At 55.0% G+C, this 15,336-nt stretch carries 16 protein-coding genes and 1 other RNA gene; 8 read left to right on the forward strand and 9 right to left on the reverse strand.

All coding sequences use genetic code 11. The annotated features are described in order from the left end of the window. Window positions 1-3: 3 nt before the first annotated feature. The gene (locus ACXAFI_RS00670; RefSeq protein ID WP_475107273.1) at window positions 4-1,212 is read right to left on the reverse strand and encodes an acetyl-CoA C-acetyltransferase; all 1,209 of its coding nucleotides are present in this window, start codon (window positions 1,210-1,212) and stop codon (window positions 4-6) included. 377 nt (window positions 1,213-1,589) lie between these two features. Between ACXAFI_RS00670 and ACXAFI_RS00675 the strand changes: the two genes are divergently transcribed. Next, window positions 1,590-2,831, forward strand: coding sequence for an OmpA family protein (locus ACXAFI_RS00675; RefSeq protein WP_475107274.1), 1,242 nt, complete (start codon window positions 1,590-1,592; stop codon window positions 2,829-2,831). A gap of 121 nt (window positions 2,832-2,952) precedes the next feature. On the opposite strand, the gene ACXAFI_RS00680 is transcribed toward ACXAFI_RS00675, so the two are convergent. After that, window positions 2,953-3,990, reverse strand: coding sequence for an AraC family transcriptional regulator (locus ACXAFI_RS00680; protein ID WP_253868735.1), 1,038 nt, complete (start codon window positions 3,988-3,990; stop codon window positions 2,953-2,955). Between the two features lie 437 nt (window positions 3,991-4,427). Between ACXAFI_RS00680 and ACXAFI_RS00685 the strand changes: the two genes are divergently transcribed. Then, window positions 4,428-4,742, forward strand: coding sequence for a helix-turn-helix domain-containing protein (locus ACXAFI_RS00685; RefSeq protein WP_152455374.1), 315 nt, complete (start codon window positions 4,428-4,430; stop codon window positions 4,740-4,742). 216 nt (window positions 4,743-4,958) lie between these two features. Here the strand turns inward: ACXAFI_RS00685 and ACXAFI_RS00690 are convergent, their stop codons facing one another. From ACXAFI_RS00690 to rpiA, 3 genes are all read right to left on the reverse strand, one after another. Then, on the reverse strand, window positions 4,959-5,339 hold the full coding sequence (locus ACXAFI_RS00690) for a DUF4168 domain-containing protein (protein ID WP_152455372.1): 381 nt from the start codon (window positions 5,337-5,339) through the stop codon (window positions 4,959-4,961). A gap of 215 nt (window positions 5,340-5,554) precedes the next feature. Continuing rightward, entirely contained in the window at window positions 5,555-6,178 is a 624-nt protein-coding gene (locus ACXAFI_RS00695; protein ID WP_444920283.1) for a transglycosylase SLT domain-containing protein, read from the reverse strand. A gap of 12 nt (window positions 6,179-6,190) precedes the next feature. Continuing rightward, a complete protein-coding gene (gene rpiA, locus ACXAFI_RS00700; protein ID WP_152455369.1) occupies window positions 6,191-6,865 on the reverse strand; it encodes a ribose-5-phosphate isomerase RpiA in 675 nt (224 codons plus the stop codon). Window positions 6,866-7,035: 170 nt separating this feature from the next. Here rpiA and ilvA point away from each other — a divergent pair, with 170 nt between their 5' ends. Continuing rightward, a complete protein-coding gene (gene ilvA / locus ACXAFI_RS00705) occupies window positions 7,036-8,595 on the forward strand; it encodes a threonine ammonia-lyase, biosynthetic (RefSeq protein ID WP_475109785.1) in 1,560 nt (519 codons plus the stop codon). Window positions 8,596-8,840: 245 nt separating this feature from the next. Next, complete coding sequence (locus ACXAFI_RS00710) at window positions 8,841-8,978, forward strand: hypothetical protein (protein ID WP_172975284.1); 138 nt, start codon at window positions 8,841-8,843, stop codon at window positions 8,976-8,978. A 145-nt stretch (window positions 8,979-9,123) separates the two neighbouring features. Here the strand turns inward: ACXAFI_RS00710 and ACXAFI_RS00715 are convergent, their stop codons facing one another. The 4 genes from ACXAFI_RS00715 to ACXAFI_RS00730 form a co-directional block, all read right to left on the reverse strand. Further along, a complete protein-coding gene (locus ACXAFI_RS00715) occupies window positions 9,124-9,702 on the reverse strand; it encodes a 5-formyltetrahydrofolate cyclo-ligase (RefSeq protein ID WP_444920280.1) in 579 nt (192 codons plus the stop codon). A 27-nt stretch (window positions 9,703-9,729) separates the two neighbouring features. After that, a non-coding RNA gene (gene ssrS, locus ACXAFI_RS00720) (6S RNA) lies at window positions 9,730-9,910 on the reverse strand. Window positions 9,911-9,984: 74 nt separating this feature from the next. Continuing rightward, the gene (locus ACXAFI_RS00725; protein WP_152455365.1) at window positions 9,985-10,314 is read right to left on the reverse strand and encodes a cell division protein ZapA; all 330 of its coding nucleotides are present in this window, start codon (window positions 10,312-10,314) and stop codon (window positions 9,985-9,987) included. Then, window positions 10,314-10,517, reverse strand: a complete 204-nt coding sequence (locus ACXAFI_RS00730; protein WP_152455364.1) for a TIGR02449 family protein — start codon at window positions 10,515-10,517, stop codon at window positions 10,314-10,316. The genes ACXAFI_RS00725 and ACXAFI_RS00730 overlap by 1 nt, the downstream gene beginning before the upstream one ends. 122 nt (window positions 10,518-10,639) lie before the next feature. Between ACXAFI_RS00730 and ACXAFI_RS00735 the strand changes: the two genes are divergently transcribed. From ACXAFI_RS00735 to ACXAFI_RS00750, 4 genes are all read left to right on the forward strand, one after another. Next, window positions 10,640-11,278: a UPF0149 family protein gene (locus ACXAFI_RS00735; RefSeq protein WP_475107275.1), complete on the forward strand. Its 639-nt coding sequence runs from the start codon at window positions 10,640-10,642 to the stop codon at window positions 11,276-11,278. Between the two features lie 38 nt (window positions 11,279-11,316). Further along, window positions 11,317-12,633: an aminopeptidase P N-terminal domain-containing protein gene (locus ACXAFI_RS00740; RefSeq protein WP_475107276.1), complete on the forward strand. Its 1,317-nt coding sequence runs from the start codon at window positions 11,317-11,319 to the stop codon at window positions 12,631-12,633. 68 nt (window positions 12,634-12,701) lie between these two features. Beyond that, window positions 12,702-13,943 (forward strand): FAD-dependent monooxygenase, encoded by a 1,242-nt coding sequence (locus ACXAFI_RS00745; protein ID WP_475107277.1) that lies wholly within the window; start codon window positions 12,702-12,704, stop codon window positions 13,941-13,943. 92 nt (window positions 13,944-14,035) lie between these two features. Continuing rightward, entirely contained in the window at window positions 14,036-15,271 is a 1,236-nt protein-coding gene (locus tag ACXAFI_RS00750) for a UbiH/UbiF/VisC/COQ6 family ubiquinone biosynthesis hydroxylase (RefSeq protein WP_475107278.1), read from the forward strand. Window positions 15,272-15,336: the final 65 nt, after the last annotated feature.

The raw sequence follows: 15,336 nt of genomic DNA on the forward strand, positions 1-15,336 counted from the left end.
CCCCTAGACCCTTTCGATAATGGTTGCTACGCCCATACCGCCACCCACACAAAGGGTGACCAGGCCGTAGCGCAACTGCCGCTGTTCTAATTCATCGAGAACGGTGCCGATCAACATGGCGCCTGTGGCACCGAGTGGGTGGCCCATAGCGATAGCGCCGCCATTTACATTGATTTTCTGCGGGTCGATATCCAGTTCATGCTGGAAGCGCAGCACCACTGCGGCGAAGGCTTCGTTGACTTCGTAGAGGTCGATGTCATGGGCATTCAGGCCTGCCGCTTTGAGGGCTTTGCGTGCGGAGGGAGCCGGTCCGGTCAACATGATGGTGGGTTCGGTGCCAACTACGGCGGCGGAGACGATGCGCGCGCGGGGTGTTAGACCCAGATCCCGCCCGGCTTGCTCACTGCCGACAAGTATGGCGGCAGCACCATCCACTATGCCCGAGGAGTTGCCCGCGGTATGCACATGGTCGATGGCTTCCACTTGGGGATAGCGGGAGATCGCTATGCTGTCGAAGCAGAGGTCACCCATGGCGGCAAATGATGGGGAGAGGTTGGCGAGCCCCTCCAGGGAGGTCTCCGGTCGCACCAGTTGATCGTGATCGAGCAGTAGCAGGCCGTTCTGATCCCGTACTGGGATAACAGATTTGGCGAAGGCGTCACGCTGCCAGGCTTCAGCGGCTTTACGTTGGGAGTGCAAGGCAAAGTTATCCACATCTTCCCTGGAGAAGCCCCCGAGGGTGGCGATCAGGTCGGCACCTATGCCCTGGGGGGCAAAGCCCGTTTCTATGGCCGTTTGTGGGTCCATGGCCCAGGCGCCGCCGTCACTGCCCATGGGCACCCGCGACATAGATTCCACACCACCGGCCACCACGAGCTGTTCCCAGCCCGATCGCACCTTGGCGGCGGCTAAATTCACCGCCTCGGCACCGGAAGCGCAAAATCGGTTGAGGGTGACGCCGCCGATATCCCAGTCCCACTCGGCACTGAGGGTGGCGACCTTGGCGATGTCTGCACCCTGGTCACCGATAGGGGTGACACACCCCATTACTACGTCATCGACTTTGGCGGTATCCAGTTGGCTGCGCTGCTGTAACTCGCGCAAAAGGTTTGAGAGCAGGGTGATGGGTTTGACTTCATGTAGAGCACCGCTGGGTTTCCCTTTACCTCGCGGCGTGCGGATCGCATCGTAAATATAGGCTTCTGTGGACACGGTAATAGCCTCTTTATTTTTGTTTGTGGGTTCAACCATAGTCGTGTGGGGTTTTGGCGCAATGATGAAAGACGCCAGGGGCGGTGACGTGGATGTCAGCCCAATTAAATAATGCAGAGAAGTTTCTAGCCTTGTTTATTCCAAATCAAACTAACTCGATGAGTGGTCTGCCGTACACTCAAATAAGGCGCTTTATTTTTTATTTTCGGCCAATAAATGATGGTCGATAACGTCGCATATAGGCCGCAATAGCCCTGCCGAAATATTTTATTGTGGGTTCGTGCTAGCAGGAAAAGCCTTTATCTAGGTTGAGTATTCAGCAGCGCTATTCAAGGGGCGACCCAAACTTTGCGGTAATCTGGCAGTGAGGATTGACTATGGCAGAGAATCTACTGGAACTGGCGGCGAGCCAACTGGGCCCTTCAGGTATTGGTACCTTGGCAGCCGCACTCAATCTTCCGGCAGAGAAAGGCCAGTCAGCACTGGATACCGGTATTGCATTCGTTCTGGCGGGCATGCTGAATAAAGCCAGCAGTAAAACCGGTATGGCTTATCTGTTCAATATGGTCACTGGTAGTGAAGCTCCTGAGCTATCCAATGTATTGGCGCAGTTCTCAGACAAGGAAAAATTAGAGGCATCCCTCCCGGCCGGTGATGCGACCTTGCAAAAAGTATTTGGTACCCGGGTCGATGAAGTGACCAAGGTTGCCACCACGGAAGTGCCCGGCAATGAAGGCGGACGCCTGCTTAAAATGGTACTGCCATTGGTGACGGCTCTCTTAGGGGCTCAGGTGAAAGCACATAAAATGGATGTTTCCGATCTGGCTTCTTTTTTAATAGGCCAGCGGGAGTTCCTGCATGACAAGGTCCCCGATGCGCTCCTGGACGCTCTGGATGTAAAAGGGTTTGACAATCTTGGGGCGGCTTTGGTCACCCATGGACATGCGAAGCCCCAGGAACCGCGGGAGCAGGCACTGCATGGGCATGGGGAAAAGAAAAAGCCCGTGAGCTTCAGCAGCTGGTTTTTTCCATTGTTATTGGTGCTGGTTGCCCTCTATGCGCTAAATATGTGTATGAATAAGGGCAGGCAGGAGCAGGCTGCCGATCAGCCTTTCGAGACCCCGCAGGAGCAGGCCTTTATGGAGTCTCCTTCGGAGCCGGCGGGAGACACCCCTCCCAATGAAAGTAATGCCCAGGCACAGCTGGGGCCGGATAAATTCTCCAGCAATCTTCGCGACTATTTAAAGAGCTTTGACCGCGATCCCAACCAGGAATTTATCCTGCAGGTGAAATTTGAACCGGGCACCGCAAAACTCCTAAATCCTAAAGCGCCGGATATTGATGCACTCGCACAAATTATGCAGGAAAACCCAAATCTCACTGTCGCCATTGAAGGGCATGTGAAAGGTGAGGGCAATGAAATCAAAGAGCAGGAAATTTCTCAGGAAAGGGCGGATGTTGTGCGGGAATTGCTATTGCAAAAGGGCATTGCGGCCAATCGTATAACTGCGACTGGTATGGGCTCCGCCAAGCCTCTGCCGCAAAGTGCGGCTGGACAAACCTCAGATCAGCAGAAGAAAAATGAGCGCATTAGTGTACGGGTGGTAACCACTGAGTAGGATTTTTTAAGACCGTGGTTCCCGAAATAACCTAGTCCCCGAAATAAATAGCCCCGCATTTTTGCGGGGCTATTTGATGAGACTGAATTCAGTTTTTCTTTTATGTATGAACTAATAACCGTTAACAGCTGCGAAATTTCTCCCGATAGGCGCCGGGAGCGAGGCCTGTCCACTTCTTAAATGCGCGGTTGAAAGCACTGGGTTCAGAAAAGCCGAGTCGCTCGGCAATTTCTGCTACAGCGGTTTCCTGCTGTTTTAGTTGATACACGGCCATATCTCGGCGCACCGAATCTTTGATGTCCTGCCAGCTGTTGCCTTCGTCTTTAAGGCGCCGGCGCAGTGTTTGCGGGGAGGTAAACAGGCGAGCAGCCACATCGTCTAGGGAGAGATTCTCAATGCTGTTCTGTTGTTGCAGCATACGACGTATGCGGCCGGTAAAGCTGTGGTCGGATTTATATTGGGTGAGCAGACATTCCGGTGCTCGGGAGAGGAAATCTGCCAGTTGTTGCTCGTCCCGCACCAGTGGCATTTGTAAATAACGGGTGTTAAATACCAGGCAGGTTTCGGCCTGGTTGAAGTAGTGCCGGCATGGGAACATATCGCTGTAGTCCTCATTGTAATCCGGCGGTGGGAAAGCCAATAACACCCTCTCGAGTAAAATGGTGCGATCAATCAGCCAGCTAAAAAAGCGTAGCCAGATGACCGCGATGGACTCTACAAAAATCTGGTTGGGTAACTTTTTATCGTTGCTGTGGTGAATGATTAGTCTGGCTTCTTCGCCATCTTCTACCAGTTTGATGTGAAGGTCGTCGCTGACCATGCTGATAAAACGCGCTGAGCGCAGTAGGGCTCGGCGCAGGTTGGGGCAGCTGATGCAGGCGTGTCCCATCATAGCAAAAGTGCCGGGCAGCCAGGGGCGGGCCAGAAAGCCACCGGACTCATCATTCAGCAAGTCCCACTCCAGGCGCAGTAGGCTGGCCATCTGCTCGCGGCCGATACGGCTGTCGGAATCGTCGAGGTGGCCAGGATCTATCCCGCTATCCCGCAGCAGCTGTTGGCAGTCCAGCCCCGCTGCCTCGGCGCCCACCAGTTGGGCGCGAACTACCGCGGCGAGGATACCTGGGTCCGCTTCGCGGAGTTTGGGAGTCTCGCTTTCCACTGTCTCAGCCCTCAACATGATCTTGTTTGCTGCGTGTAATTTTTAGATGCAAACAGGGATTATGCGCAAAGCGAGCGTGAAAGTCAGGTTTATCCCCGGCGAGTGTAAGAAAAGGGCAATTCTGGCGAACTGCACGGTTAAGCGTTGCCGGCTGAAGCTGTGCAGTTTTGGGGGTTTTCATCGAATTTAGCTGCAGATGTACCGATTAATCGCCATTTTTATCGACAAGAGCACAAGTGACCTGAACTGCTTTAATTTCATTATTTGGGAAATAAGGAGCTCACGTGGCTATGTTTTCTCCTGACACAGGGGGTATAAATAGGCAGGCAATCCTTACCGTTATCGCTTGGATAGGGTCTCAAGTCGGGTAGCCATCAAATAGACCGATAGGTCATGTAAGGTAAGAATAAGTTAAATGCGAATGAAGGAGTGGCCCAATGCCCTCAGCGTCTGTCGAAAGCCAGCTGAATCCGACCATATGTAGGCGGATGTTGATTGCCTATCTAATTGAGCAGATTCCCCGCCCCAACAACCCGGTCCTTGAAGAGGCCACCGGGTGGCCGCGACGCACGGTACAGGACATTATTGCTAAGGGGTTGCCAGGCCACGGCACTCAAGTGGAATTTATTCAGGAGGGTGTTCGCCACAATGATGGCTATTACCTGCTCCGCGATTGGGGCTCCTTCGATCGCAACTGGGTAAAAAGCAACTTATCGGCGATTTGCCAGGTGCTAGGGGTCAACATCGACTAGGACCTGCTTGATGCTCAGTGTTTAGTGCCTAGTGTTTATAAAGTGCGGTAGGGCACTACTACTAAGGCACATAAGGCATACTGATTCCCATCTCACCGAAATCAGGGCAGACAAACGCATATTTGTAGAAGTCGCGCCGGCCAGAGGCCGGCGACGAAATCTAATTATTGGTTAATTGAGCAGATTAGCGATTGCAGTGAAATATTTTTACAGCGATTACTGCGGTTTTTGATTGTGACTCTGCTGCAGTATTTTATTGACCTTTTCCAGCAGAGCCGGGTTGGATTTAATACTGCTGGCAATTTCCTGGTACTTACTCTTTGACAGCCCTGCCTTTTCAATAGCCGCGACCATTTTGCCCTGGGCCTCTTTATTGAGCGCTTCAGCCTCTTTGATATCGGCAGCGGCCTTAAGCTTGGGCGCATATTCCCGGCTCAGCATCACAATCGAGCGGTAAGCGTCGGCAAACTGCTTGAGCTGGGGCTCACTGAAGGATGCTTTTGGAGCTTCGGCTTGGGAGGATGGTGTCTGTGCGGATGCAAAGGGCACTGTGAATAACAGAGCGAAAAGAGCGAGATACTTAAAAGGGAATTTCATCGGGCACTCCTGAAAGTTGGGGGGCGCTTTTGCTTCTCTAAAGAAAACACCCAGCCACACTGCTCAAGTGCCCAGGTGTTGCTACGGAATCCATTGGCAGTTGATGGCACTGGTGCAATCAACTCTGAGACATTAGTTTCAGGGTAGTCAGTTTCAGAGAGGCTGTGGCGCCAATCCCCGCCACCGCGGCAAATTTTATCGGCGGTGGCATGGGGCTAAAACAGGCCGAGGAATTTTCGGCGCTTCGGCAGTGACTGCTCACAGCGATTGAGTTGTTGTTGGTAACGCTGTGCTTTCGCAGAAACCTTGTGGGAAACCCTTTTAAGCCAGGCTTTGTTTTTAAAACTGCGCCGGTTAAAGCCCCCGTGCCCTTCGTGGTAGGCCAGGTAAAGGTGGTAGGCGTCGTTTGCGCGGATTTGGCATCGGCGCGCGCTGGTGTTGTTGTACCAGCCAACAAAATCGATGGCGTCGCCAAAATCATCTCTGTCCGCCCCATAGTTGAAGCTGGAGCGCTGGTATCCACGCCAGGTGCTACCCAGGGCCTGGGCGTAGCCATAGGCGTCTGAGGGCCTTGGGCCGGGGATAAAGCCGAGAATTTTGGTGCGCGGAGGGCGCGCATCGTGCACATAGCGCGACTCCTGGTGCAGTATGGCCATCATAACGGCCACAGGTGACCCCCATTTCTCCTCTGCGGCCTTGGCCTCCCGGTACCAGCTCTTTTTCTCACGGAAAATAGAGCAGACGTTATCCGGGTTACTGGGCGGGCTGGTGGTGCAGCCCGCGATCAGGGTTAAGGCGCCAAGCAGTGTGGCTAGTAGTTTCTTATTATTTTTTCCCATAGTTTCTTAGCATTACTGAGCGGTGACAGTTTTCACTCCGGTACTGGTGCCGAGCAGTAGCACATCGGCTGGGCGCATGGCAAAGATCCCGTTAGTGACCACGCCGGTGATATTGTTGATGGCATCTTCCAGGTCTTTCGGCTGTTCGATCTTCAGGTTATACACATCCAGGATGGCGTTGCCATTATCGGTAATCACGCCCTGGCGGTAGACCGGATCTCCTCCCAGCTTGACCAACTCGCGGGCCACCAGCGATCGGGCCATGGGAATCACTTCCACTGGCAGGGGAAAGTTGCCCAGAGTCTCCACCCACTTGCTTTCATCGGCAATGCAGATGAATTCATCCGCGCAGGCTGCGACAATTTTTTCGCGGGTGAGCGCTGCACCACCGCCTTTGATCAGCTCCAGAGCGGGGTTTGTCTCATCGGCACCATCCACATAAAACTGCATGCCATCCACGCTGTTCAGTTCATACACTGGAATGCCGTGGGCCTTGAGCCTTTGTGCGGAAGCTTCGGAGCTGGCTACGGCGCCGTCAAATTGGCCTTTGATCTCAGCCAGGTAGTCAATAAAGAAATTGGCCGTGGAGCCGGTGCCGATGCCGACGATGGAGTCGGGCTCCAGGCGCGGGGAAATATAGTCGATGGCGGCGCGGGCGGTGGCCTGTTTCAGTTCATCCTGGGTCATAGGCTGGATAGTTTCCTGTGCAATTATTTCTGCTTTATTTGTTTCTTTCGATAAAAAAAAGCGCAATATATCTAAAAAAATGGCAATAATGCTGATCAAGGATTAGACTGGCCTGCCGGTGTTGCGCATGCGGCGGTTGCCTTACCGCCCGCTCCTGCTACTACGCTTGCCTGAGTCGCGCACAGAAATTAACCGCAACGGCAGTTGATACAGCCATGCCCAAGTCCTATATCAAGCGCATTTTAGACGCGCGCATTTACGATGTCGCCACCGAGACGCCCCTGGAGCCGATGCGTCAGTTGTCACACCGCCTGGGAAACCGGATTCTGCTCAAACGGGAAGACCTGCAGCCGGTATTTTCCTTCAAGATTCGCGGCGCCTATAACAAGCTGCTGCAATTGCCCCAGGAGCAGCGCGCGCGCGGCGTGATAGCCGCTTCTGCGGGCAATCACGCCCAGGGCCTGGCAATGGGAGCCGCGCAACTGGGGGTGCGTGCGACGATTGTGATGCCAAAGACCACTCCCCAAATTAAGGTCAACGCCGTTCGCATGCGCGGTGCCGAAGTGGTGTTGCACGGGGATACCTTTGATGAGGCTGCCAGCCGCGCCCAGCAGCTGGTGCAGGAACGCGATCTGGTGTTTGTACATCCCTATGATGATCCAGATGTGATCGCGGGCCAGGGCACTGTGGCTATGGAGCTATTGCGCCAGCATTCCGGTAATCTCGAGGCGGTTTTCATCCCCGTCGGTGGCGGCGGGCTCGCCGCAGGTATGGCTGCTTATATTAAATATGTGAGGCCGGAAACCCGGGTCTATGCCGTGGAACCCGAGGAGGCCGCCTGCCTCAAAGCAGCCCTGGACAGCGGTGAGCGCGTACGCTTGCCGCAAGTGGGGTTATTTGCCGATGGGGTTGCCGTGGCGCAAATTGGTGAGGAGACCTTCCGTGTTTTGCGCGAAACGGTGGATGGCGTGATCACGGTAAGCACCGATGAAATCTGTGCGGCGATCAAGGATATTTTTGAGGACACCCGCTCAATTGCCGAACCCGCCGGGGCCGTTGGCCTGGCCGGTTTAAAAAAATACGCAGAAGAAAGTGGCGGCCGCAATGCGGCACTTGCGACGGTGTGTAGTGGCGCTAATATCAATTTCGATCGGCTGCGCTATATCAGTGAACGCACAGAAATTGGCGAGAAGCGCGAGGCGGTATTGGCTGTGCGTATCGAAGAGCGACCGGGTAGCTACCTGCGCTTCTGTCGCGACCTCGGGGACCGCGCGATAACCGAGTTTAATTACCGTTATGCCGGGGATGGCGAGGCGCATATTTTTGTTGGCCTGCAGGTGTCTGCCGGCAGTGATCGCAGCCAACTGGTTAAACGGCTGGAGAGCAAAGGTTATAGCGTGACAGATCTCACCGATAATGAAATGGCGAAATTACATATTCGTCATTTGGTCGGTGGGCGGGTTCCAGGTCTGCTTCACGAGGTTGTCTACCGCTTTGAGTTTCCGGAGCGCCCCGGTGCGCTGCGCAAGTTTCTCGAGCAATTAGCGGGCCGCTGGAATATCACCCTGTTCCATTATCGGAATCACGGTGCCGCTTATGGCAGGGTGCTTGCGGGCCTGCAGGTTGAGCCCTCCGAACGTGAGCAGTTGTTGGATCTGCTGGAGCAATTACAGTTTCCTTTTTGGGATGAAACTGAAAACCCCGCTTACCGCTTTTTCCTGGGTAACTGAACTCGACCGAGGAGCTTGCTGAGTAAGATGTCTCAGCAAGTTTTCCTCCCGTAGACCAGCGCATTAGTTTTGTCGAACTTCCTTGTGCAAAAATGCGACAAAAAACGCAGAAAATATTCAACAAACGGTTACTATTCCGACGATTGTTGAGTATCTTCTTTTGTCGTGGAACTTTTGCTATAGCTTTGGTCTTAAGCGAAGTGAAACGCATATAACAAAAAAATTGATCGTACAGGATGGTCCCAATGAAAGCCGATGCGCTGACAATCGCTGTGGTTGTCTTTGTCGCGGGCGTTCTGCTGAGCACTAGTGGTTTGACCGAGGTGTTTGCCTCGGAAAAGGAACCGCCAGCGGCTCTGCAACAGGGAGTGGTTACCCGTTAGGCTAATGCCGGGGGGCGCTCTGCCCGAGCACAAACAAAAAAGGCCGGACACCTTTGGTGTCCGGCCTTTTTTGTTCTCTGTGTCGTAATTGAGTTATCCGGGTGAAGTCCGGGCGAGGGGCGCCTGTTTATTTCCTTTGTATCGATTAGCGGCAGCGATAAATACGCTGTTCTGTCACCACCATATCGAGGGGAATATCCCAGTTATCTGTCGGCAGTTGTTCCACACACTGCAACTGGTGAGCGGCGCCAATTAGCTGTGGGCCGCTTCCGGGCAATAGCTGTTTATGTTCGAAAGTGCGATCGTAAAACCCTGCCCCCATACCCAGGCGGGCGCCATTGGGGTCGAAGGCCACCAAGGGCACAAGCACTAGGTCCAATAGCCCCGCGGCACGACTGGGGCTTCGCACTGGCTCGGGAATATCGAACCGGTTGCGAAAAGGTAGTGGGCCGCCATTCCACTGCTTAAAACCTAGATGCGGATGCGGTTCCACTGGTAATACTGGTAAGTAAAAGTATTTCTCGGGAAAGCGTTGTAACAACGGGCGGATATCCAGCTCACCATCCATTGGCCAGTAGATACCAATATGGCGGGCTCGCTTCATCTGTGGAATCCGGCTCAAGAGTGTGATTGCCGCGCGTCCGTGCAAGCGTTGCTGATAGGCGCTGAGCTGCCTTCGCCCTGCACGCATACGCCGGCGCAGTTGCGTTTTATTTTCGCTCATCAATTGGGGGAGTACTGGAAAAGAAATGGGAACCCCGAGTATGCGGCTGTAGACGGAGCCTTGAACCGTAAGGTTCAAGGTGGCGGTCTCCGGAGTACATAAGGCTTTCCGCTGCATGGCGGACCTGCGCACCAGCACCCGCTGGAAACCACCAGGGTAAGATTATCGGCTCAAGGACATAGTCTGCTGGCCAACACCCCAGGGTATGTACCAATTATAACTTGTTGAAAGGGGGGCTGTTAACCGCAAATTCTGATGTTTTGCCTCGCTACCCTAAAAGAGTTATGACTGTCCCTTACTCTCTGGGTCGGTATCACTCAAGGCACCTTGTACCTTGTTCTGCAACCGCTCTAAAATTTCTTTCTGTAGTGGGATGCTGCTCAATTCCGCTTTCGCCTGAATCAGCTCGTGGGCAATATTGAGTGCGGCCATTACTGCGATACGCTCTGCGCCGATGACGCTGCCAGTGCTGCGGATTCGAGACATGCGCTCATTGAGTAATTGTGCGGAAGCCAACAGTCCAGCGCGCTCACTGTCGGCACAGGCAACACGGTACTCTTTGCCGAGAATAGAAACAGTGACGGTTTCAGAAGTTAATGCAGTGTCAGCCATTAGGATTCTTGCGTTAGCCCTTTGAGACGATTAATCATGGCTTCGACCCGCGAGCGGGCGGCCTCATTATTTTTAATTAAGCGCTGGCGTTCGCGCAGCCAATCGGCTTCCTGCCGGCGCAGTTCACGATTGTCATTGGCCAGCTGTTGGCAGCGGGCGATCAGTGAATCTACGGTGCTTTCTAACGCTTGCAGCTTATCCATATTTCCTGCGTTTGAGGTCTACGTCTGGGTTCGCAACACGACAGACTGCGAGGGATTCCGCTACTATATTGCCGGCGAAATGGTGGGTCAATCGCTCCACTTGCGCGAACAATCACAAAATTGTGCCGAGGACCCAGTTCTCAGGCCTGTTGCTGCCACCGCAGCGCATCGAATCCATTCCGATTAAGAAAAACTGTGCGGTAAACATGACTTCAGAAAACAACCGATTTGAGCAGCTCGCAAACGCCATCCTCTCCGCTGGTGGCCAGGTGGACCCCAGCGAGTTACACGGCTTTACCTGTGGTGTGTTGGCTGCCGGGGCCGAACCGGATAAAAAGCGCTGGCAGACAGAATTGGCGGAGTTACTCGATTTGGAGGCGATGCCAGCGGATCTGGATCGGGATTTGTTGCAATTGGCAGAGGAAAGCCGCAAGCAACTGGGCGGCTCGGATTTTTCTTTCCAGCTGGTCCTCTGTGATGACGAAGATATTGTCAGCCGAGCCCTGGCTTTGGGGCACTGGTGTGAGGGTTTTCTGCACGGATTTGGCGTTGGCAGTGCCAAGGTGAAGCTGCAGCCCACCAGTGAGGAAGCGCTCAAAGATATCGGTGCCATCTCACAGCTGGATGCCGATCATGTTGAAGAGAGTGAGGAAACCGAACAGCAATTAATTGAACTGCAGGAATATGTGCGGGTTGCGGTGCTCAATATTTTTACCGAAGTGCGTGGAAACCACTCCGGCAATGGCCCCACCGTTCACTGATGAGCCACAGCGAACGCGAAAAAGATTCAGTGATTAGCATGGCGGAGTATGCCCGCCGCCGCGCCCTCTTAATGGCTGAGCTGGCCCCAAATAGTCTGGCGATTATCTCCTCGGCCGGGGAGCAGCTGCGCTCCCGCGATACCTTCTTCCCGTTTCGCCAGGATAGCGACTTTCTCTATCTAACCGGCTTTGATGAGCCGGAATCCTTACTGGTGCTTTTACCCGGCCGCAGTCAGGGAGACACTCTGCTGTTTTGTCGCGAGCGCGATGCGGAAAAAGAGCTTTGGGAGGGACCGCGCTTGGGGCCCGAGCGCGCCGTGGCTCAATTTGGTCTTTCGGATGCTTTTCCCATCGGCGATCTCGACGATATCCTGCCCGGATTGCTGGAAGGGCGAGAACGTATTTACTTTCCCATGGGGCGCTATGCCCATCTGGATCGACGTTTGCGGGCTTACCTACAGGCGATTGAGGAGGCGCCTTCCAGCAATGGCGCGCCGGAAATGGTGGACCTGGATTATCAGCTGCGCGAGCTGCGCCTGATAAAGAGCGAGCGGGAGTTGGATTTGCTGGCCCGCGCCGGTGAGATTAGTGCTGCGGCACATCGCTGCGCCATGGCGCGCTGCCAGCCGGGACTCTATGAATACCAGTTGGAGGCGGCTCTCTTACACAGCTTTATGGACGCTGGTGCGCGGGAAACTGCCTACCCGACAATCGTCGGCAGTGGTCACAATGCGCTTATCATGCACTACTGCAGCAACAAGGCGCGGATGCGTGATGGCGACCTGGTGTTGGTGGATGCGGGTTGTGAATACCAGGGCTATGTCGCCGATATCACCCGAACCTACCCCGTCAATGGCCGCTTTAGCGGTGCGCAAAAGGCAGTGTATGAAATCGTCCTGGCGGCGCAGGCCGCGGCGATGGAGCAGGTACGTGTGGGCAACCATTGGGATCAGCCACATGCGGCCAGTGTTGAAGTGATCGCACGCGGCTTACTGGACTTGGGGTTGTTACAAGGGGACCTGCGCGAACTGATAGATTCAGGCGCTTACCAACGCTTTTATATGCACCGCGTCGGGCACTGGCTGGGAATGGATGTCCACGATGTGGGCGATTACCGGGTGCAAGGGGCCTGGCGGCAACTGGAAGCGGGCATGGTGATGACCATAGAGCCTGGTATTTATATTCCGGAAAACGATGAGCGGATACCTTCCGAATTTCGCGGTATGGGGATTCGCATCGAGGATGATGTCGCGCTTACTGCCGATGGGGTGAGAGTGCTTTCTGAGGCCGCACCAAAAACCGTGGCCGACATTGAATACACCATGCGCCACGGGCGGGATTTACTGACCCGTTAATGTATTTCGAGATTTTATTTTTCTGTGTGCAAAGTTATTGCGGGCACTGGGTAGGGGGGGAGACTTTTATGAGTGAGCGGCTAGAGCGGGTGGATGTGGCTATTGTTGGTGGCGGCATGGCTGGGGCCAGCCTGGCACTGATGCTGGCACATTATTGCCCTCACCTCAGTGTCCGGTTGCTGGAACAGAGATCTCTGCCCGATGCCTCTGCCAGCGTGCAATTACCCAGCTTTGATACCCGAGCCACCGCGATTGCTGCCGGTAGCTTGCAGCTTTTCCAGCAGCTGGGTTTATGGCCTGCCCTGCAGGAATACAGCGCGCCAATAAGACGTATCCAGGTGAGTGACCGGGGCCATGCCTTTGGTACCGCTCTCTCGGCTGGCGCTCAGAAGCAGGCCAGCTTTGCCGGGATGCTAGGGGCTGTCATCGAAAATGCGGCTCTGGGGCCCATCCTGCACAATGCTTTGAATGACACCGCGGTCAGGCTTCTCTCTCCAGCCCGGGTAACTTCGGTGCGCATGGATAGTGAAGGCGCTCACTTGTGCTGGACCGGCGCGGATAACGGCTCCGAACAGTTACTGAGCTGTGGCCTTTTGGTCGTCGCCGATGGCGTGGATTCACCTCTGTGCAAGCAGCTGGGAATGGAAATTGACACAGTAAATTACCAGCAGCGGGCATTGGTCACTACTGTTGCTCTACAGCGGAACCACGATGGCGTTGCCTATGAGCGTTTCACCCCATTGGGTCCGATGGCGCTGTTGCCGCTGCCCCGGCGTGAGGGGGTACACCGCGCTGCTTTGGTTTGGGCCTGTGCGGAAGAGGAGGCGGATGCGGTCTGTGCACTGCCGGAACAGGAGCGCTTAAAACGACTGCAGCAGCAATTTGGATGGCGCGCCGGTCGATTTGTCAGGGCGGGTGCCTTACAGGGCTACCCGCTCAGCCTGTCTCTGGCCCGTGAGCAGTGGCGGCGCAATCTAGTACTGTTGGGTAATTGCGCTCACTTCCTGCACCCGGTGGCGGGTCAGGGTTTCAATCTGACCCTGCGTGATTGCTATGCCCTGGCCCAGGCACTGGCGCGACCGCAGGTAGAGTCCGGCACCGTGGGGCAGTTGGAGTGCCTGGCAGCCTATGGGGAAAACCGCAGGCTCGATCAGCAGTTAACAGTGGGTTTCAGTGACCGGATTCCGGCATTGTTTTCCTCGGCCAACCCTTTTCAACAAGTGGTGCGTCAAATGGGGATGCTTGGTCTTACACTGGTACCGCCACTGCGACAGCAGTTTGCCGGACAGGCCGCAGGGTTTGGGCTTTAGTCCTGGGCCTGAAATGGTTGGGTGCTTTGTTTTCATGGCCTTCATTATCGGGATTGGTACTAAGTTGGGCATAACAGTGGAAATGGCTAGATATGAATAGACACCGTTTGGATTTTGCCATCGTCGGTGCGGGAATGGTGGGTATGGCTCAGGCTGCACTACTCGCTGTGCGCCATCCGAAGATGCGCCTGGCGCTGTTGGAGGCCTCTCCCGAGAGCACAGTGCAGCTGTCCGATAATTATGAGCCGCGGGTTGTGGCACTTACTCAGGCGTCTCGTGAACTACTCGAAGAGGCTGGAGCCTGGGAAGAAATCTCCGCGCAACGGGCCTGCCCCTATGTGGAAATGCGGGTTTGGGATGCCGATGGTACGGGCTCGGTGCGCTTCAATAGCCGCGATGTTCAGTTACCCAATTTAGGACACATTGTCGAGAACAATATTATCGTCGCCGCCCTGCGCGCGCGGCTTGAGGCGCTACCCAATGTAGAGTTGGTTAATGGTTTTCGCCTGGAAAGCTGGTGGCGCGATTGTGGTCTCTGGCACTTACAGCCGCGCGGTGAGCAGTCCGACGGGGTCGAAGGTCTGCGGGAGCAAGCAGAAATCGTGCAAACTCGTCTACTGATCGGTGCAGATGGCGCCCGCTCCAAGGTCCGCGATCTCTTGCGTATCCGTTGCCAGGAAACCGATTATCACCAGACCGCCCTGGTCTGTGTGGCCCGCAGTGAGAAGTCCCATCGACACACTGCCTGGCAGCGGTTCATGCAAAGCGGCCCCCTGGCCTTCCTGCCCCTGGCGGGCCTCGGCGATGATAACCACTGCGCTGTGGTCTGGTCGGCGGATAATGCTCTCGCAAGCGAACTGCTCATGTTGGACGACCAGGCATTTGCCCTCAATCTTGAAAAGGCTATTGAGGGTCGCCTCGGCAAAGTGGAGTCCGTCAGTGAACGTTTCTCCTTCCCCTTACGTGCGCGACATGCAGAGCGCTATCGCGGGCCCGGCGCGGTGCTGGTTGGAGATGCTGCTCACAGCATTCACCCACTGGCGGGGCAGGGGGTTAACCTGGGCTTCCAGGATGTGCGTGTCCTCACCGATGAAATAGGCCGCGCCTTGTCCCGCGGCCTGGAGCCGGCACACGCCTCGGTCTTGGCGCGTTACGAGCGCCGCCGCCGTGGCGACAATGCCGCTACATTGAAGGCCATGAGCACCTTCAAATCCTTGTTCGGTGCCGGCGAGCTGCATTGGCGCTGGTTGCGCAATACCGGCTTGAGTATGGTGGACGCCAGCCCCATGTTAAAGAAACGTATCATCATGCGGGCTATGGCGGTTTAGTGTGCTTGCCTTAAATTGCCCAACGCTCAGCTTGTAATTGACCGATGGGCATAAAAATAAAGGGC

The sequence above is a fragment of the Microbulbifer sp. ABH2_005 genome (assembly GCF_056160005.1).

Bases quoted from the DNA above. Each gene is read 5' to 3' on its own strand.
- ACXAFI_RS00675 (WP_475107274.1), top strand. From the start codon at position 1,590: ATGGCAGAGAATCTACTGGAACTGGCGGCGAGCCAACTGGGCCCTTCA.
- ACXAFI_RS00685 (WP_152455374.1), top strand. From the start codon at position 4,428: ATGCCCTCAGCGTCTGTCGAAAGCCAGCTGAATCCGACCATATGTAGG.
- ACXAFI_RS00690 (WP_152455372.1), bottom strand. From the start codon at position 5,339: ATGAAATTCCCTTTTAAGTATCTCGCTCTTTTCGCTCTGTTATTCACA.
- ACXAFI_RS00695 (WP_444920283.1), bottom strand. From the start codon at position 6,178: ATGGGAAAAAATAATAAGAAACTACTAGCCACACTGCTTGGCGCCTTA.
- rpiA (WP_152455369.1), bottom strand. From the start codon at position 6,865: ATGACCCAGGATGAACTGAAACAGGCCACCGCCCGCGCCGCCATCGAC.
- ACXAFI_RS00710 (WP_172975284.1), top strand. From the start codon at position 8,841: ATGAAAGCCGATGCGCTGACAATCGCTGTGGTTGTCTTTGTCGCGGGC.
- ACXAFI_RS00715 (WP_444920280.1), bottom strand. From the start codon at position 9,702: ATGAGCGAAAATAAAACGCAACTGCGCCGGCGTATGCGTGCAGGGCGA.
- ACXAFI_RS00725 (WP_152455365.1), bottom strand. From the start codon at position 10,314: ATGGCTGACACTGCATTAACTTCTGAAACCGTCACTGTTTCTATTCTC.
- ACXAFI_RS00730 (WP_152455364.1), bottom strand. From the start codon at position 10,517: ATGGATAAGCTGCAAGCGTTAGAAAGCACCGTAGATTCACTGATCGCC.
- ACXAFI_RS00740 (WP_475107276.1), top strand. From the start codon at position 11,317: ATGGCGGAGTATGCCCGCCGCCGCGCCCTCTTAATGGCTGAGCTGGCC.
- ACXAFI_RS00745 (WP_475107277.1), top strand. From the start codon at position 12,702: ATGAGTGAGCGGCTAGAGCGGGTGGATGTGGCTATTGTTGGTGGCGGC.
- ACXAFI_RS00750 (WP_475107278.1), top strand. From the start codon at position 14,036: ATGAATAGACACCGTTTGGATTTTGCCATCGTCGGTGCGGGAATGGTG.